The sequence below is a fragment of the Streptomyces sp. NPDC048604 genome, assembly GCF_043199435.1.
GTDB lineage: Bacteria > Actinomycetota > Actinomycetes > Streptomycetales > Streptomycetaceae > Streptomyces.
Genome location: NZ_JBICVX010000003.1, coordinates 420,064 through 435,571, shown reverse-complemented (window position 1 = coordinate 435,571; position 15,508 = coordinate 420,064). Strand labels below are relative to the sequence as shown.

The 15,508-nt window shown below is 72.5% G+C and carries 19 protein-coding genes; 5 read left to right on the top strand and 14 right to left on the bottom strand.

Features of this window, described 5'->3' with window-relative positions:
- Positions 1-39: 39 nt before the first annotated feature.
- Complete coding sequence (locus tag ACGFMM_RS08610; RefSeq protein WP_393644435.1) at positions 40-864, bottom strand: hypothetical protein; 825 nt, start codon at positions 862-864, stop codon at positions 40-42.
- 1,420 nt (positions 865-2,284) lie between these two features.
- Between ACGFMM_RS08610 and ACGFMM_RS08605 the strand changes: the two genes are divergently transcribed.
- Positions 2,285-2,749, top strand: a complete 465-nt coding sequence (locus ACGFMM_RS08605; protein WP_393644433.1) for a hypothetical protein — start codon at positions 2,285-2,287, stop codon at positions 2,747-2,749.
- Here ACGFMM_RS08605 and ACGFMM_RS08600 read toward each other — a convergent pair whose 3' ends face one another.
- Genes ACGFMM_RS08600 through ACGFMM_RS08590 form a run of 3 tightly spaced genes read right to left on the bottom strand, consistent with a single transcriptional unit; the run spans position 2,750 to position 4,363 of the window.
- Entirely contained in the window at positions 2,750-3,241 is a 492-nt protein-coding gene (locus ACGFMM_RS08600; protein WP_393644431.1) for a hypothetical protein, read from the bottom strand.
- The gene (locus ACGFMM_RS08595; protein ID WP_393644430.1) at positions 3,238-3,507 is read right to left on the bottom strand and encodes a DUF397 domain-containing protein; all 270 of its coding nucleotides are present in this window, start codon (positions 3,505-3,507) and stop codon (positions 3,238-3,240) included. Before ACGFMM_RS08595 ends, ACGFMM_RS08600 begins: the two co-directional genes overlap by 4 nt.
- On the bottom strand, positions 3,488-4,363 hold the full coding sequence (locus ACGFMM_RS08590; RefSeq protein WP_393644428.1) for a Scr1 family TA system antitoxin-like transcriptional regulator: 876 nt from the start codon (positions 4,361-4,363) through the stop codon (positions 3,488-3,490). The genes ACGFMM_RS08595 and ACGFMM_RS08590 overlap by 20 nt, the downstream gene beginning before the upstream one ends.
- A 96-nt stretch (positions 4,364-4,459) precedes the next feature.
- Here ACGFMM_RS08590 and ACGFMM_RS08585 point away from each other — a divergent pair, with 96 nt between their 5' ends.
- The gene (locus tag ACGFMM_RS08585) at positions 4,460-4,768 is read left to right on the top strand and encodes a hypothetical protein (RefSeq protein WP_393644426.1); all 309 of its coding nucleotides are present in this window, start codon (positions 4,460-4,462) and stop codon (positions 4,766-4,768) included.
- Positions 4,769-4,950: 182 nt separating this feature from the next.
- Here ACGFMM_RS08585 and ACGFMM_RS08580 read toward each other — a convergent pair whose 3' ends face one another.
- Genes ACGFMM_RS08580 through ACGFMM_RS08555 form a run of 6 tightly spaced genes read right to left on the bottom strand, consistent with a single transcriptional unit; the run spans position 4,951 to position 10,160 of the window.
- Positions 4,951-5,907 carry an alpha/beta hydrolase gene (locus ACGFMM_RS08580; protein ID WP_393644424.1) on the bottom strand — a complete coding sequence of 319 codons (957 nt, stop codon included), beginning with the start codon at positions 5,905-5,907 and terminating at the stop codon, positions 4,951-4,953.
- 53 nt (positions 5,908-5,960) lie between these two features.
- Positions 5,961-6,296 carry a helix-turn-helix domain-containing protein gene (locus tag ACGFMM_RS08575; protein ID WP_393644422.1) on the bottom strand — a complete coding sequence of 112 codons (336 nt, stop codon included), beginning with the start codon at positions 6,294-6,296 and terminating at the stop codon, positions 5,961-5,963.
- Positions 6,293-6,670: a type II toxin-antitoxin system RelE/ParE family toxin gene (locus ACGFMM_RS08570; RefSeq protein ID WP_393644421.1), complete on the bottom strand. Its 378-nt coding sequence runs from the start codon at positions 6,668-6,670 to the stop codon at positions 6,293-6,295. Before ACGFMM_RS08570 ends, ACGFMM_RS08575 begins: the two co-directional genes overlap by 4 nt.
- Before the next feature lie 32 nt (positions 6,671-6,702).
- Positions 6,703-8,211: a PTS transporter subunit EIIC gene (locus ACGFMM_RS08565; RefSeq protein ID WP_393644420.1), complete on the bottom strand. Its 1,509-nt coding sequence runs from the start codon at positions 8,209-8,211 to the stop codon at positions 6,703-6,705.
- Between the two features lie 40 nt (positions 8,212-8,251).
- Positions 8,252-9,181 (bottom strand): N-acetylmuramic acid 6-phosphate etherase, encoded by a 930-nt coding sequence (gene murQ / locus ACGFMM_RS08560; RefSeq protein WP_393644418.1) that lies wholly within the window; start codon positions 9,179-9,181, stop codon positions 8,252-8,254.
- Positions 9,182-9,239: 58 nt separating this feature from the next.
- Positions 9,240-10,160 (bottom strand): MurR/RpiR family transcriptional regulator, encoded by a 921-nt coding sequence (locus ACGFMM_RS08555; RefSeq protein WP_393644417.1) that lies wholly within the window; start codon positions 10,158-10,160, stop codon positions 9,240-9,242.
- Positions 10,161-10,286: 126 nt separating this feature from the next.
- Between ACGFMM_RS08555 and ACGFMM_RS08550 the strand changes: the two genes are divergently transcribed.
- Together ACGFMM_RS08550 and ACGFMM_RS08545 are read left to right on the top strand one after the other, a co-directional pair.
- A complete protein-coding gene (locus tag ACGFMM_RS08550) occupies positions 10,287-10,643 on the top strand; it encodes a hypothetical protein (RefSeq protein WP_393644415.1) in 357 nt (118 codons plus the stop codon).
- A 19-nt stretch (positions 10,644-10,662) separates the two neighbouring features.
- Positions 10,663-10,944: a DUF4031 domain-containing protein gene (locus ACGFMM_RS08545; protein ID WP_393644413.1), complete on the top strand. Its 282-nt coding sequence runs from the start codon at positions 10,663-10,665 to the stop codon at positions 10,942-10,944.
- A gap of 37 nt (positions 10,945-10,981) precedes the next feature.
- Here the strand turns inward: ACGFMM_RS08545 and ACGFMM_RS08540 are convergent, their stop codons facing one another.
- Both ACGFMM_RS08540 and ACGFMM_RS08535 read right to left on the bottom strand, forming a co-directional pair.
- On the bottom strand, positions 10,982-12,202 hold the full coding sequence (locus ACGFMM_RS08540) for a Cmx/CmrA family chloramphenicol efflux MFS transporter (RefSeq protein ID WP_393644412.1): 1,221 nt from the start codon (positions 12,200-12,202) through the stop codon (positions 10,982-10,984).
- Between the two features lie 137 nt (positions 12,203-12,339).
- Positions 12,340-13,020, bottom strand: coding sequence for a hypothetical protein (locus ACGFMM_RS08535; protein ID WP_393644410.1), 681 nt, complete (start codon positions 13,018-13,020; stop codon positions 12,340-12,342).
- A 195-nt stretch (positions 13,021-13,215) separates the two neighbouring features.
- Between ACGFMM_RS08535 and ACGFMM_RS08530 the strand changes: the two genes are divergently transcribed.
- Positions 13,216-13,491: a hypothetical protein gene (locus ACGFMM_RS08530; protein ID WP_393644408.1), complete on the top strand. Its 276-nt coding sequence runs from the start codon at positions 13,216-13,218 to the stop codon at positions 13,489-13,491.
- Here the strand turns inward: ACGFMM_RS08530 and ACGFMM_RS08525 are convergent.
- Positions 13,481-14,182 (bottom strand): response regulator, encoded by a 702-nt coding sequence (locus ACGFMM_RS08525; RefSeq protein ID WP_393644406.1) that lies wholly within the window; start codon positions 14,180-14,182, stop codon positions 13,481-13,483. The two genes, ACGFMM_RS08530 and ACGFMM_RS08525, sit on opposite strands and share 11 nt — an antisense overlap.
- Positions 14,179-15,390, bottom strand: a complete 1,212-nt coding sequence (locus ACGFMM_RS08520) for a sensor histidine kinase (RefSeq protein ID WP_393644404.1) — start codon at positions 15,388-15,390, stop codon at positions 14,179-14,181. Before ACGFMM_RS08520 ends, ACGFMM_RS08525 begins: the two co-directional genes overlap by 4 nt.
- Positions 15,391-15,508: the final 118 nt, after the last annotated feature.

Genomic DNA, 15,508 nt, shown 5'->3' with positions numbered 1-15,508 from the left:
TCCATCGTGCCCCGCCATCGCTGCGGATGAGCTGAACGGTCATGTGCGATTCCTTTCGCCGGCTTCGCGGATCGCGTCGGCGTACGCGCGGACGCGGGCGGCGGGCAGGATGGCGGCCCGCCGGGTCTGCGGGGGTGCGGGGCCGCCGCGGCAGACCCCGCATTCGCCGCCGACCAGGGCGTCGACGTACCCCGGAACCCCGCACTTGGCGCACTCCAGCAGCCGTAGCGGCGGTGGCTCGCGGCGCATCGGCGGCGGTGGGAGTTTCGTGGTCAGGCGGTTGCGGACCAGCCCGGCCGGATGGTGCACGGGCGTCGGCAGCCCGTCCGTGAGCGCCCGCAGCACGTCCCCGTCGGTGGCCTCCCGCGCGAACCACTCCTCAAGCAGCGGCGCGAGTGCCCGGCAGTCCGCGTGCGACAGCGACAGCGCGGAGTTCTCCCGGCCCAGCGCGGCGAGCAGGATGTACGCGCGCGAGCGCGTCGGCGGCGGTTTCTCCCGGGGTGCGTCGCCCCGTTCGAACGCCGCCCACCACGCGTCGTCACGAGCCGTACGGGACCACCACGTTCGGGTGATCCAGCGCCCGCCCAGGCACTCCCGTCCGCGCCGCAGATGTCCGGCCCGCTGGATGCGGTTGAGCGCGGTGCGCAGGGCGCACTGCCCGTAGGGCAGCTGCTTGGCCAGCGTCTTGACGGAGATGTCGCTGCCGTCGGGCAGCCGCTCGATGTAGGCGGCGATGGCCGCCTCGCGGGGGTGCAGGTGCGCCCAGTCGTCGCGCCGGGCCGGATGTTCGTACGGAGCGGTGCGCTTTCCGTAGCCGGGGTTGGCGAGGGGGTGCGGGGCGCTACTAGACTCGGCGTTAGCCATGGATCGAAGTCGCTTTCGATCTGGTTGGTGAGGCCCTCGTCCAGTGTTGGCGCACTGGCGGGGGCCGCTCTATGTCTGGGTTCGCTCACCGTAAACGCATATGACACTCCGTGGCAAGTCGCTCGCTCAGCGTCAACTCCTAGGGTGGGCGGGCGGGTTAAGTCCAGGCCCGTATCCATTCCTCAGAAACAGTGCCCGAGGCTGAGGACTTGAGCTTCGGGCCGACAGGTACTCGGGGCGAAGGTCCTGGTGGGTTTCTGGTGTGGCCGCCCTCTTGTCGAGTGTGGCCCCCTCCGTCGGGCCGTCAAGGGCGCTCCTTTGTCGCGTCGCTTCGCGATTCCGCTGTCGCTCCACCCTTGACGGCCCGCCGGAGGGGGCTGTTTCACACTCGGAGGGCGGCCGGGGGTGGGGGTCCGCGCGGGGGTGCCATCGCGTCGTCCGGTCCGTCGGCGGCCGGCGGGTTGGTGGGGGTTGGGATGCGCGGCTGTTGAGTGGGGTGCCCCATGCCGTCTCGGCGGCCGCCAGGCCGTCGCGGGGCGGGGGTTCATGCCCGGCTGGTCATTGCCCGGTGGGGGGAGGGGGTGGGGGACCGGACTTCGTCGTTTCGTGCCACTGGAGCGAGGGGCGAAGCTTCCCAAGTCACACCGGTATCGCTCAGTCACTCCCGTGCCGATCCGAGGCGTTGGGAGCACTGAAACGACGATTGCGATGTTCCCTTGGCCCTCCCGTCTGTGACGACTGGGGCGGGTGCTGTGCATGTGACGGCGGGGGTGCCGAGCCTCGCTCCTGACTCGTGCGCGACGAGCGGGACCGGTCGTTTCGGTGCTGCGGACGGGGAGGTGAAGGCCCGTGAGTCACATGCGTCTCGTCCGGGCACTTCCGTACCGATCCTGGGCGTTGGGGGCGCCGAAACGTCAGGCTCCGCTTCCCGGACCCCGTGCCCGGCTTCCAGGGAGTGAAGCCTGGGATGGGTGCTTCGCGAGGGACGCCCGCCTTCGCAGACCCCTCCCCCCACCGGACAATGACCAGCCGGGCATGCACCCCGGACACGCGGCGGGGGTCGGCCGCCGAGACGGCATGGGGCACCCCACTCAACTGGCGCGTACCCACCGCCGGCCGCCCACGGCGACCAGCACACATGCGGCCTCCCCGCGTGGACCCTGCCCCCGGCCGCCCTCCGAGTGTGAAAAGGCTCCTGGAGGCGCCGGGTCAAGGGTGGAGCGCCAGCGGAATCGCGAAGCGACGCGACGAAGGAGCGCCCTTGACGCGGCGACTCCAGGAGCCACACTCGGAAAGAGGGCGGCCACACCAGAAACCCACCAGACACCCCTACCCCGACTACCCCACCGCCCTACGGGTGACCAGCCGGGGGCGGCCGCTCGTAGGGAACCGGACCTTCGTGCAGGGCGTTTCAGTGATCGTGATTGCTGATGCGGACGACCTGATCGACGACTGGGAGTCGATCTACCAGGGGTACTTCCTCGGGGAGCACGACGAGACCCTGCTGGAGTGTGTGGAACGGCTTGACGCGGCGCGGGCTGCCCGGCCAGGCGATCCGCACGTGACGGCGTTCTACACGCTGGGCCTGGTGTGGACGTACGCCCATGCGGCAACCGATGCGGACCCCGACGTGGCACGGCGGGTCGTCGCCGCGCTGTCCGCCGCGGCCGCCGAAGCGCCGGCCGCGTGCGAGCACGCGGGCCATCCGTGCGACGACGACCTGGACACGCACCTGGAGTCCTTCGTCGTGGTGTTGGCGCTGCTGACCGGGTCCGACGACTACACCTGGGACGACCTCGACGCGGGGTCCGGCTGGCGCTGCCCCCGCAACCTGGCGGGTTACGCGCGGTCGGCGGCCGACACGATCGAGCTGCACCGGCGGTAGTCAGCAGGAGCCCTCGGTGTAGGTGGCGTGGGAGCGGTAGAAGGCGAGCATGCCCGGGGCGGGCGGGGGCAGGTCCTCGGCTCCCGGAAAGACGACGGGGGGCTGCTTGTCCAGGGTCAGAGTGACGCGGACGCAGTACTCGGTCTCCGTGTCCTCGGTGCTGACGGTGTAGCCGCCGCCCTCCTCCTGGTCCGTGTCGACGCCGTGGCCCGGCCCGATACCGCTCTCCCGGATCGCGTCCGCGATCAGGAAGCCGTGATCGCTTTCCAGGCTGGTGTACTGCTGTCCGTCTTCCAGGTCCTGGACGCCCTTGTGGACGGCGTCTCGGAGTTCGCCCTCGCTCCACGTCGACTGGGCGTGCATGCCGAAAAGCATGCCGAACGCGAGGAGCGACGAGAGGACGATGAGTGCGAGACCAGCCGGATTGCGGTGGTTGTAGACGTACCGGCTGGTCCCCCACTTGCTCCGTACGAAGACGGGCTCTTCGCTCAACGCGCCGCCTGCACGCCGCCGATGAACGCCGCCCAGGCCTCAGCCCGGAACACGAGCTTCGGGCCGTCGGGGTTCTTGGAGTCCCGGACGGGGACGACGCCGGGGTGGTCGCCGGAGACTTCGAGGCAGTCGCCGCCGCTGCCGCCGCTGAAGCTGGACTTGCGCCAGGTGGCGACCTCGACGCAGTCGCCGCCGCTGCCGTCGCTGAAACTGGACTTGAACCACACCGCCGCGCTCAGGTCGTACTCAGAGATGTCGATCTTCATAGGTGTAATCCTCCGCCACGGATTCGATCAGGGCCAGGGATTCACGGGGGGACAGCGATGAGGCCCCGAGGAGATCGTAGGTGAGCGTGTGCTGCCTGACTGTGGCCGGGTCATCTTCCAACTGGCCTGTGCCAGGCCCCTGGAAGTACGCGAGCGGTGGGGCGTCCTCGAAGGCCATCAGCTTCAGCGCGCCGCCCATCGAGCCGTACGCTCCCGCCCCGAACGGCAGCACCTGCACGATCACCCGGTGCTGCCGCGCCAGCGCCGCCACGTGCCGTAGCGCCTCCGCCATCACGGCGCGGCCGCCGACTTCCTGGCGCAGCACCGCCTCGCCCAAGACCGTCCACAACAGCGGCTTTGTTGGGTCGGTCAGCAGCCTGCCACGATCCAGCCTCGCGGAGACGAGTTCGTCGATCTTCTCCTCCGGAGCCGTCGGCTGATACGCACGGAAGACTTCCCTCGCGTACCCCTCCGTCTGCATCAGCCCCGGGATCAGCAGCGGCGCGAACTCCTTGATCGCCTCCGCAACGGCTTCCGCCTCCGCGGCCTCCGCGAAGTGGTCCGGGTATCTCGACTTGTTCGCCGCCCTGCAGTTCCGTGCGAAGAAGCCCCCCGTTCCCAACACCTCGTCCAGTTGGGACGCGATGTCCTGCGGGATGCGGCGCGTGCCCGCCTCCATCTGGCCGACGTACGAGCCGCTGACGAACAGCAGTTGGCCCAGGGCCTCCTGGCTGAGGGCCTTGCGTTCGCGGGCGTGGCGGAGTTCCGCGCCGATTATCGCTCTGGGTGAGGTCGAGGGGTCGGGCTTCCTCGGGCCGCCGGCTGCCGCCATGGTCATCAACTCCGGGTCGTACATCTGCGGTTGTTGGGGCGTCACGACTGTTTCCCAGTGTGCTCCGCGCAGACACTCTCCGTAGGTGAAACCGATACAGAACGTGGAGGAGTCGGTAAAGTGGCAAGTTCGTTGGAGCGGCTGCGGGCCGCTCAGCAGGTCGTCGACCAGTTGAAGGCCGAGCTGGACGCGCTGGACGTGATCCTGCCCTCGATGGGCGTGGATCCGATGACCATCGGCGGCAGCGGCCCCTCGTCGCCGTATCCGCTGATCGAACTGGGGCGGTGCAACATGGACACCGCGCGGCAGCTCGTGGCGGTGCTGAGCGGGGCGCGGGCGGCGGTGGGTCCGGCGGAGGAGCCGGGTACGTCCGGCGAGGTTCTGCGGGCGCGGGTGCGGGCGGTCAACCGCGAGGGGCGGCTCCCCTGAGCCTGTTGGCCGCACCCACTACCGCCATTTCCGGCGGGCCGCCGCCATTCCCTGGTCTCGCGCGGGGTGCGCGGGCGTTCGCCGCGGTTCTTCTGGTAGCCGGCCCCGGTGCCGAGCACCGTGGCGACGGCCCGCCACGCGGTGACGTCCCCGCAGCGGGCCGTGCCGGGCTTCACGGGGTATCAGCGGGCGAGGATCCGCCGGAGCCAGCGGGTGCGGGCCTCCAGGGCGTCGAGGCTGACCGCGGCCTTCGGGACGATGGTGTCGAAGCCGTGGAACGCGCCCGGCCAGACGTGGAGTTCGGCGTCGCCGCCGGCCCGCCAGAGGGCGTCGGCGTAGGCGACGGTGTCGTCGCGGAGGAGTTCCGCCGCGCCGACGTCGAGGTACGCGGGCGGGAGCGCGGAGAGGTCCGTGGCTCGGCCGGGGGCCGCGTACGGCGGGATGTCGGCGGTGCCGTACAGGTCGTCCCCGAGTGTGGCGCGCCAGATGGTCCGCAGCGTCGTACGGTCCACGGTGTCGATGCCGTCCATCTGGTGGGCGGAGTGCCTCTCGGCGCGGTCGTCGAGCATCGGGCACAGCAGGAGCTGGCCGATCGGCGCGGGGCCGCCGCGGTCCCGGGTCAGCAGGGCGAGCGAGGCGGCGAGCCCGCCGCCGGCGCTCTTGCCGCCGAGGACGATGCGGTCGGGGTCGATGCCGAGGGCGTCCGCGCGGTCCGCCGTCGCGAGGAGGCCGGCGTAGCAGTCCTCCTGGGACTCGGGGTACTGCGCCTGCGGCGCGAGGCGGTACTCGACGGAGACCACCGCGAGGCCCAGCGGCTGCGCCCACTCGTCGAGCAGACGGGGCATGACGGACCGGGCGTTGCCCATGACCATGCCGCCGCCGTGCATGTAGTAGAGGACGGGCAGCGGGCCGGCCGTGCCGGCGGGGCGACCGGCGACGAGGGTGACGTCGCCCGCGCGTAACTCTTCGACCTCGAACCGCCCGTCGGCCCGCAGCTCCTCGACCGACGGCCGCGGCCGGACCTGGACGTCACGCCGCTGCACCTCGGCGAGGTTCTCGGGCGTGATCCGCACCCGCCCGCCTTCCCCCAGCCCGGCCGCCAGCTCCGGATCGACCTGCGGTACGCCTTCGCTTCCCATGGAAACCTCCCCCTCGACCGCGAGGCGGCCGCCCCGCCCCGCCCGGACCATTCTCAGGCCGCGGACCGCGACACGAAGGCGACTTCCTCCGAATCGTCGGCGAGGGCGATGGTGAGAGACGCGTCGAGGGCGCCTGCCAGGCGGCGGAGCAGCGACAGGGTGGGGACGGCGTCGGCCCCTTCGATGCGGGAGATCTTCGCCTGCGTCAGACCGGCACGGGCGGCGACCTCGACCTGGGACAGGCCCAGCTCGGTCCGTCGGTCGTAGACGGCCTTCGCGAACGCCATGGCGAGCCGGATCTCCGCGCGCTCGGCGGCGATCTCGGGCGTCTCGGCGAGGCTTTCGGCCACCGCGCGGTCGCGGGACGACTTCCAACGGGCGTGACTCATGGGCGTCTGCCTTCCTCGATTCGGCGGTACTCCACGTGCGCCGGTTCGTGCGTGCTCGCACACAGCAGTCGAGCGCGCACCGCGCGCTCGACTTGGGCGGCCTCGTGCATGCGGGTCTTGCGGAAGACCGTCAGCAGGACGATGCGGCGATCGGGGGCGAACCAGTACGTGATCCGAGTGTCGTTTCCGTCCAGTGTCGGTCGTAACTCGTGGACGCCGTCGCGCAGGGGACGTGCAAAAGGCATGGGCGTCAGCGTTCCGAGCGAGGCCAGGAGCGCGGCGTACTCCTCCACCTTGCGGTACTGCCTGCCGGGGAGGCTGTCCAGCCATGCGTGTACCTCCGGCTCCATCTCGATGGCGTGAAGGTCTTCCATGCGGCGGACCGTAATATGTCGCCAACGACATATTACGGCGAAGACGGGAGCTTCGCTCCTTCAGGTGACGCCGGCGTCGGGTGCCTCGGATTGGCGTCGGGGGCGAGGTCGTCTTCGACGGGGCGTTCCGGCGCGGCGGTTTCGGTCGGGACGTTCCATTCCGCCAGCAGCTGCGCGTCGAAGCCGAAGAGGTACGTCGCCGCGAAGCCCGTCGTGTAGCCGACCAGGAGGCCGCCGGCGTAGATCGCGGCGGTTTCGGCGAGGCCCTTGTCGCCTTGCAGCAGGGGGAACAGGGCCCAGCCCGACGGGCCGATGGCGGTGGCACCGACCTTGGTGCCGAGCATGTTGAACAGGCCGATGAAGCCGCCGCCGAACGCGCCGCCCACGCAGGCCGTGACGAACGGGCGGCCCAGGGGGAGGGAGACGCCGTAGATGAGGGGTTCGCCCACGCCCAGGAGGCCCGGGGGCAGGGCCGACTTCACCGTGCGGCGGATCGAGTCGTTGCGGCGGAGCCGTACGTACACCGCGAGCGCCGCGCCGACCTGGCCCGCGCCTGCCATGGCGAGGATGGGCAGCAGGACCGTGTAGCCCTGCTGCTCGATCAGGGTGGTGTGGATCGGGATCAGGGCCTGGTGCAGGCCCAGCATCACCAGGGGCAGGAACAGGCCGCCGAGGACGAAGCCCGCGAACGCGCCCGCGTGCGCCAGGAGCCAGTTCGCCGCGTCGCCGATCGCCGTCGAGACCTCGCCCGCCACGTACATCAGGCCGTAGACCGTCACCAGGCCGGTCAGGAGGACGGTCAGGGTGGGGGTCAGCAGGACGTCCAGCGACTCCGGGACCCACCTGCGGCACCACTTCTCCACCTGCACCGCCAGCGCCGCCGCGGCCAGCGCGCCCAGGACCCCGCCCTGTCCGGGCGACAGCGGCTGCCCGAACGCGTCGATCTTCGCGACCCCGGGGAACACCACGATCGCGGCCACCGCGCCGCCCAGGACCGGCGTTCCGCCGAACTCCTTCGCCGTGTTGAGGCCCACGAAGACCGCGATCAGCGCCATGAATCCCGAGGCGATCGCCGCCAGGGCCGGGGTCACGGACGGGAGCCACTTCAGGTTGATCAGCAGGCCGTTCAGGCCCGCGATGATGCCGCAGCCGATCAGGGCCGGGATCAGGGGGACGAAGATGTTCGCGATGCGGCGGAGGAGCTGCTTGAGCGGGGTGGCGTTCGCCGCCTTGCGCGAGGCTCTGATCGCCGCGCCTCGTTCCGCCAGATCCTCCGCCGAACGCCCCTGCGCCACCAGCGCTTCGAACGCTCTCGTCACCTTCCCCACCGGGCCCGGGCCCAGCACGATCTGGTAGGTGTCGTCGTCCGCCACAAGCCCCAGGACGCCCGGCAGCGCCCGCAGTTCCTCGTCGCGGGCGAGGGTGGGGTCCAGCAGGCCGAGGCGTAGTCGCGTCATGCAGTGCGCGACCGACTCCACGTTCTGCGCGCCGCCGACCAACGGGAGGATCGCCGCGGCCAGGGCGGCGTCTGCTGTGCTCATGTGCGGGCCTTGCCGTGCGGGGGGAGGGGTGCTCGGGGCCCTACTGTCCCGCGGTCAGCGCCGCCCGCAGGTGACCGTGGCTCTCGGCGAGTCGGCGCTCCGCGCTCTTCGCGTCCACGTCCGCGAGGATCATCAGGATCGCCGTCTTCACCTCGCCGTCCGCGGCCGTGAGCGCGTTCTCGATCTCGGCGTCGGGCGCGCCCGTCGCCAGCGAGACGATCCGGCGGGAGCGGGCGTGCAGCTTGTCGTTGGAGGCGCGGACGTCGACCATCAGGTTCCCGTACGTCTTGCCCAGTCGGATCATCGTGATCGTCGAGATCATGTTGAGCACCAGCTTCTGCGCCGTGCCCGCCTTCAACCGGGTGGATCCGGTGAGCAGTTCGGGGCCGGTGACGATCTCGATGCCGTGCTCGGCGGCGGCCGCGAGGGGGCTGTCCGCGTTGCAGGACAGGCCGAGGGTGAGCGCCCCGGCGACCCGCGCGTGGGCGACCGCGCCGACGGCGTACGGGGTACGGCCGGAGGCGGAGACGCCGACGACCGTGTCGTCGGGCGCGAGGCCGAGCTGCTCAAGGTCGGCCGCGGCCAGTTCCGCGGAGTCCTCCGCGCCCTCGACCGCCTCCACCATCGCGGACGGGCCTCCCGCGATCAGGCCGACGACGCGGGACGGGTCGGTGTTGAAGGTGGGCGGGCACTCGCTGGCGTCGAGCACGCCGAGCCGGCCCGCGGTGCCCGCGCCGGCGTAGATCAGCCGGCCGCCGCGGGCCATCCGCGCGGCGGTGGCGTCGATCGCGGCGGCGATCTCGGGGAGCCGGGCCGCGACCGCGCCGGGCACGGTGGTGTCCTCGCCGTTCATGATCCGGGCGATGTCGAGCGTGGGCAGCCGGTCGATGTCGGCGAGCTCGGGGCGGAACGCCTCGGTGGTGAGGGCGGCGAGCTGGGCCTGGAGTGCGGAGTAGTCCTGGGTGGTCATGTGGCGGGGGGCTCTTTCGGCGTACGTCAGGGGGGTGGCTTGCTCAGCTCGGCGGCCGTCAGCGGCCGCGCGGGGCGTGGCGGTGGGCCAGGGCCTCGTACGAGGCCGCGAGCGCGGGCGCGGCCGTCTCGTACGTCCGCTGGCACACGCCGGTGAACAGGCAGTCCACGACGAGGAGCTGGCTGGTGCGCGACGACATCGCGGCGGGGCGCAGTTCGCTCTCGCGGGCGGTGGAGGTGGTGAGTATGTGGTCCGCGTACTGGGAGACCGGGCCGTCGGGTCTGCCGGTGATCGCGACCGTGGTCGCGCCGTGGTCGAAGGCGACCCGCAGCGGTTCGATGACGTCGCCGGTGGAGCCGGAGTGCGTGATGGCGACGGCGACGTCGCCGGAGCGGAGCTGGACGGCGTTGGTGACCGCGAGGTGCGGGTCGCCGGGCGCGTGCGCGAGCAGCCCGATGCGCAGCAGTTTCTGCACGAGGTCCTGGGCGACGAGCCCGGACGCGCCGATCCCGTACACGTCGATGCGGCGGGCGGCGGAGAGGGCGGCGACGGCCGCGCCGAGCTGCACGGTGTCCAGGTTGGCGGCGGTGTCGGCGAGGGTCTGCTGCTCGTCGTAGGCCAGCTTGGCGACGACGTCGGCGATCGGGTCGTCGACGGCGATGTCGGCGGTGACGGAGGGCGCGCGGCCGGACTGCTGCTGGGCGGCGAGTCCGGCGAGGGCGAGCCGCAGGTCGCGGTAGCCGGGGTAGCCGAGGAGCCGGGCGGTGCGGACGACGGTGGCCTCGCTGGTGCCGGTCAGCTCGGCGAGGCCGGTGACGGTGAGGGCGGCGCAGCCGGCCGGGTCGCCGGCGACGGCCTCGGCGACGCGCTGCATGGAGCGGGTCATCGACGGGGCGAGGGTGCGGACCTTGGCGGCGAGGGCGGCGGGCGCGGGGCCGGCGTCCGCGCCGGTGAAAATTTCCTTCACGTCATTGGTCACATTTGAAAGATATTTTCGGTCCGTGGGGCCGTCAACCCCTGGTTCGGGGAGGGGTGGGCTCGGGAGGGGTGGGCAGGGGGTGGACTCGGGCAGGGGTGGACTCGGGCAGGGGTGGACAATGGCTTCATGGACGACATCGACCCTGTCGAGCAGGCGCTGCACGCCGCCCGAGCGCTGGTGCTGGCCGATCTCGTGGCGCGGCAGGTCGCCCAGGCGGAGGTCGTCTCGGTGGTGGAGGACGCGGTGACGCACCGCCGCTGGTGGGTGGAGCAGTGGCCGGAGGGCGCGGCGTACGTGGCCGGGCTCGTCGCCCAGGACGTACAGGACGCGCTCCTGGAGCGGTACGGCCGCTGGCCCCTGTGCCCGGTCTGCGCCTCCGGCGATCCGCACGCCCTGGACGTGGAGCCGGAACTCGGCCCGGACCCGCACTGGGTGTGCGGGAAGCAGGGCGTGGTGGTCGCTCCGGTCGGCGGTCTGACGTGACCTGTGATCCTCTGAGCCCATGACTCTCTACATCGACCCGCCTCAGTGGCCGGGCCACGGACGCATGTGGTCGCACCTGGTCAGCGACGTGTCGTTCGAGGAGCTGCACGCCTTCGCGGCGTCGATCGGCGCGCCCGCGCGGGCCTTCGACGGCGACCACTACGACCTTCCGTCCGAGCGCTACGCGGACGCGGTGGCGGCGGGCGCGATCGAGATCGGCTCGAAGGAGCTGGTCCGCCGGATCACCGAGGCGGGGCTGCGCCGTCCGAAGCGCCGGCCGGTAGCGAATCCGGCGGTCTGACGGCGCCGGCCGAGGCCTTACGGCCCTATACAGGCGCTTACGGGCGTTGCTTCGCTGGCTCGTGCTGCTCCGCCGCGGCGTCCGTCGTCGCCCCCATGACCACCCGCGAGCCGGCCGGGCGCTGCAGTCGCAGCGCGACGGCGACGGCCGCGAGCGCGAGCGCGGTCATCGCCGCGCCCGCCCACGCGGGCGAGGCGAAGCCGTGGCCGGCGTCGATGACGCTGCCGCCCAGCCACGGGCCGCCGGTGTTGCCGATGTTGAACGACGCGGTGGCGGTGGCCCCGGCGAGGGTCGGGGCGGCGCCCGCGACGTTGAAGATCCGGGCGTTGAGCGCCGGGGCGGTGTAGAAGCAGGAGATCCCGAGCAGCAGGCTCAGCACGATCGCGGCGACCGGGCTGGAGGCCAGCAGGGCCAGCGCGACCAGGATCACGGTGGAGGCGGTGATGCCGCTGAGCAGGACGCCGAACGGGTGCGCGTCGGCGACCCGGCCGCCGATGTACGTGCCGATCAGCGCGCCGACGCCGAACAGCCCGAGGACGCCGGAGACCCAGCCGGCGCCGAGCCCGGCCACGTCGGTGAGCAGCGGGGCGAGGTACGAGAAGGCGCAGAAGACGCCGCCGGCGGCGAGGGCGATGATCGCGACCGTCAGCAGGACCTGGCGGTCGCGGTAGATCGTCAGCTCGTCGCGGAGCCGGGGCCTGGTCTCGGGCAGGGGGATGCGCGGGATCTTCGTCAGTACGCCGGCCAGCGCGATCGCGGAGGCCACGGCGACCGCCCAGAACGCCGAGCGCCAGCCCAGGTGCTCGCCGAGGAACGCGCCGGCCGGGACGCCGACCACGTTGGCGATCGACAGTCCGCCGATCATGACGGCCATGGCCCGGGCCCGCGAGCCGACCGGCACCATGGCGATGGCGACGCCCGCGCCGACCGCCCAGAAGCCGGCGCAGGCGAGCGCGCTGATCACCCGGGAGGCGAAGAGCACCTCGTACGTCGGCGCGAGCGCGCCGGCGACCTGCCCGAGGCCGAACACGGAGATCAGCGCGACGAGCGTGGTCTTGCGCGGCAGCCGTAGCGTGGCGGCGGCAAGCACCGGCGCGCCGATCACCATGCCGATCGCGAACGCTGAGATCAGCAGCCCGGCCTGGGGGATCGAGACGTCCATGTCGTCGGCGATCTGCCGCAGCAGCCCGGACAGCATGAACTCGCTCGTACCGAGCGCGAACACGGACAGGCCGAGGATGTAGACGGCCAGGGGCATGCGGGACGACTGGGGCGACCGGGATGACCGGGGCGACCGGGACGACGAAGAGGGCATGACATCGGTCAACCAGGGGTTTGTTCCTGACATTCCCGCCGCACGGACCGTCTCACGGACTGGGACGGTCAGGCGGCCGGTCAGGCCTCGGCGGTGAGCCCCGCCAGCTCGCGCTCCAGATTGCGGCGGGCCGGGGCCTCCCAGTGCTCCGCTCCGTACGGCGTGCGGAACAGGCGCGGCAGGGCGAGCAGCTGACGCAGGACGTCCGCGCGGCCGGCCCGGAACAGGTCGTCCGGGACGAAGCCGTACTCCTCGCGGACCGCCGACGCATACCCCCCGTAGGCATCGGCGTCGGCCGCCAGGATCGCCAGGTCCGCGTCGCAGAGCAGGGCGCCGTTGACGTCGTCCGCGGCCGGATCGTGGGTGACGGTGAGGCGGACGAGGCGGGCGACCTCGGCGGTGGCGGCGGCGGAGAGGCCGGCCTCCGGGAGGGCGCGCTCGGCGAGCGCCGCGCTGCGCTCCTCGTTCTCGGAGCGGTCCGGGCGGTACACCGCGTCGTGGAACCAGGCGGCAAGCCGCACCAGAGCGAGGTCGGCCGGGCCCGGGGCGTGCGGGGCGAGCTCGTCGACGCGCCGCAGCACCGCCCACAGGTGCGCGGTGGTGTGGTACCGGCGCTGCGGCTCGGCCCAGCGGCCGAGCAGCTCGGTCCCGTACGGCGCGGGGTCCGGGCCCGCGCCGCCGGCGCGCGCGGCGAGCAGCGCCGCGCTCCAGCGGTGGAGAAGCTCCGTGTCGTCCTGCGCGCGTGCTGCGTCGGCTGCCATGCGCGGCATTCTGCCGCACACGCGTCCAGCCCTCCTTCCGGCTCAGCCCGGCTCCGCGCGGCCACCTCGTCCGGCTCCGCGTGGCCGCCTCGCCCGGCTTCGCGCGGCCCTTTCGGCGGCCGCTGCGGTGCGGTGCGGGGTGGCTGCTGCTCGACTGGAGGGGACTTCCACCCCCACACAGAGAGGGCCGCCACCATGGCCGTACTCGTCGTCGTCGACATCCCCGGCGGGACCAAGGAGCAGTACGAGGCGAACAACTCCCGGATCACCAGCGCGCCGTGGTTCCCGCCCAAGGGCTTCATCTCCCATGTCGGCGCGCCCAACAACGGCGGCTGGATCATCGTCGACGTCTGGGAGACCAAGGAGGACTTCCGCGCCTTCGCCGAACAGGCGCGGCCCATCTTCGCGGACACCGGCACCCCGCCGATGGAGGCGAAGTACTACGAGCCTGCCAACGTCATCAGTCCCTGAGCCTCCCGGCCGTGTCCCGGGCGAGGCCGACCAGGCCCGCCTCGTACGCGATGATCACCAGGTGGACCCGGTCGCGGGCGTCGAGCTTCGCCAGCAGCCGGGTCACGTACGTCTTCGCCGTGGCGACGCTGATCACGAGACGCTCCGCGATCTCGGAGTTGGTCAGCCCGCTGCCGACCAGCGTCAGCACCTCGCGCTCCCGCTCGGTGACCACGGTCAGCGGCCGGGCCGGCGCGGGGTCCGCCGGGCGGCCCGCGAACTCCTTGATCAGCCGGCGGGTCACGCCCGGCGCGATCAGCGCGTCCCCGGCCGCGACCACCCGGACCGCGGCGAGGATGTCGTCCATCCCGGCGTCCTTCACGAGGAAGCCCGAGGCTCCGGCGCGCAGCGCCCCGTAGACGTACTCGTCCTCGTCGAAGGTCGTCAGGACCAGCACCCGGGCGTCGCCGCCGGACGCGGTGATCCGGCGGGTCGCCTCGATGCCGTCCATGCCGGGCATCCGGACGTCCATCACGACCACGTCCGGGCGCTCCGCGGCGGCCAGCCGGACCGCCTCGTCGCCCGTGCCGGCCTCGCCGACAACCTCCACGTCCGGCAGTTCCTCGATGACCAGGCGCAGCGCCGTACGGATCAGGGGCTGGTCGTCCACCAGCAGCACCCGTACGGGCCCGGCGGTCTCCGGCGCGCTCACACGGCCTCCTCGTACGCAGGGACGGGCAGCCGGGCGGAGACCCGGAAACCGCCCTCGGGGCGGGGGCCGGCGGCGAACTCCCCGTGCAGCAGCGCGACCCGCTCCCGCATCCCGGCTATCCCGAGCCCGGAGCCGGCAGCGGCGGGCGTCCCGCCGGCGCCCTCGTCGGTGACGGTGACCGTCAGATGCTCCGCCGCGAAGGCGAGCCGCACCTCGCAGGACGGGGCACCGGAGTGCCGGACGACGTTGGTGACCGACTCCTGCACGAGGCGGAACGCGGACAGCTCCAGCTCCGGCGGCAGCGGCCGCCGCTCCCCGTCCCACCGCAGATCCACCCGCACCCCCGCCGCGGTCGTCGCCGCGGCCAGCCCGTCGAGATCGGCGAGCGTGGCGGCGGGCGCCAACGCGACGTCCCCCGACGAGGGTTCGCCCTCCCGCAGCGCGCCCACCATCAGCCGGAGCCCCGACAGGGTTTCGCGGCCCGCCGCCTCCACGGCCAGCATCGCCTCGCGGGCCCGCTCCGGCCGGGAGTCGACGATCCGGGCCGCCGCGCCCGCCTGCAGGGCGACGATGCCGATGGTGTGCGCGACGAGGTCGTGCATCTCCCGTGCGATGCGCAGCCGTTCGGCGGTGACCGCCTGCCGCTCGGCCTGCGCGCCGACCCGTGCCGCGTGCTCCTGCGACTGGCGCGCCGACCGGCCGAGCAGCCAGGCGACGACGGCGACCAGCGCCACCGCGAGCTCCGTGGATATCCCGGCCGGCCAGCCTCGCAGCAACCGGTAGCTCTGATGGACGACGAGGAAGCCGATTGCCAGGGCCAGCGCGTAGCGGGCGGTGCGGCGGGGGTGCGCGGAGGCGATCGCGTACAGGGCGACGTCGACGGCGGCGAACTGCGCCATCGGTATCTCGCCGACGCTCAGCTGGGACGTGGCGCACAGCGAACCGAGCAGCATCAGCCCGAGCGCCCGCAGCGGCCGGCGCGGCAGCAGAACGCAGCCGACCGCCGTCAGCGCCGTCGCGAAGCCGAGTATCACCGGGCCGTCCCAGCGGAACAGCTGGGAGCCGGGCACGTGTTCCGGCTCCCATTCGCCGGGCAGCTGCAGCCGCGTGAGGACCGTGAGGACCAGGCCCACGAACCAGACCACGGCCGCCCATTCACCGGGCGACAGCAGCTTGGCCAGGGGGCGTGGATGTGGTGTGGCGGACATGTCTTCGAGCCTATGCGGGCGTACGCCGCCGGTCATCAGACCACGGCTGTACACCCCCGGTCGACAATCCGACCCGGGTCCGGCATACGCCCGCAACGGCGCTAATGCCCCCGCCACT

What these genes read in the sequence shown, in the direction of transcription:
- ACGFMM_RS08610 (WP_393644435.1), bottom strand. Translation starts at nt 864, where the DNA reads ATGGCTAACGCCGAGTCTAGTAGCGCCCCGCACCCCCTCGCCAACCCC.
- ACGFMM_RS08595 (WP_393644430.1), bottom strand. Translation starts at nt 3,507, where the DNA reads ATGAAGATCGACATCTCTGAGTACGACCTGAGCGCGGCGGTGTGGTTC.
- ACGFMM_RS08590 (WP_393644428.1), bottom strand. Translation starts at nt 4,363, where the DNA reads ATGTACGACCCGGAGTTGATGACCATGGCGGCAGCCGGCGGCCCGAGG.
- ACGFMM_RS08580 (WP_393644424.1), bottom strand. Translation starts at nt 5,907, where the DNA reads ATGGGAAGCGAAGGCGTACCGCAGGTCGATCCGGAGCTGGCGGCCGGG.
- ACGFMM_RS08575 (WP_393644422.1), bottom strand. Translation starts at nt 6,296, where the DNA reads ATGAGTCACGCCCGTTGGAAGTCGTCCCGCGACCGCGCGGTGGCCGAA.
- ACGFMM_RS08570 (WP_393644421.1), bottom strand. Translation starts at nt 6,670, where the DNA reads ATGGAAGACCTTCACGCCATCGAGATGGAGCCGGAGGTACACGCATGG.
- ACGFMM_RS08565 (WP_393644420.1), bottom strand. Translation starts at nt 8,211, where the DNA reads ATGAGCACAGCAGACGCCGCCCTGGCCGCGGCGATCCTCCCGTTGGTC.
- murQ (WP_393644418.1), bottom strand. Translation starts at nt 9,181, where the DNA reads ATGACCACCCAGGACTACTCCGCACTCCAGGCCCAGCTCGCCGCCCTC.
- ACGFMM_RS08550 (WP_393644415.1), top strand. Translation starts at nt 10,287, where the DNA reads ATGGACGACATCGACCCTGTCGAGCAGGCGCTGCACGCCGCCCGAGCG.
- ACGFMM_RS08545 (WP_393644413.1), top strand. Translation starts at nt 10,663, where the DNA reads ATGACTCTCTACATCGACCCGCCTCAGTGGCCGGGCCACGGACGCATG.
- ACGFMM_RS08540 (WP_393644412.1), bottom strand. Translation starts at nt 12,202, where the DNA reads ATGCCCCTGGCCGTCTACATCCTCGGCCTGTCCGTGTTCGCGCTCGGT.
- ACGFMM_RS08535 (WP_393644410.1), bottom strand. Translation starts at nt 13,020, where the DNA reads ATGGCAGCCGACGCAGCACGCGCGCAGGACGACACGGAGCTTCTCCAC.
- ACGFMM_RS08530 (WP_393644408.1), top strand. Translation starts at nt 13,216, where the DNA reads ATGGCCGTACTCGTCGTCGTCGACATCCCCGGCGGGACCAAGGAGCAG.
- ACGFMM_RS08520 (WP_393644404.1), bottom strand. Translation starts at nt 15,390, where the DNA reads ATGTCCGCCACACCACATCCACGCCCCCTGGCCAAGCTGCTGTCGCCC.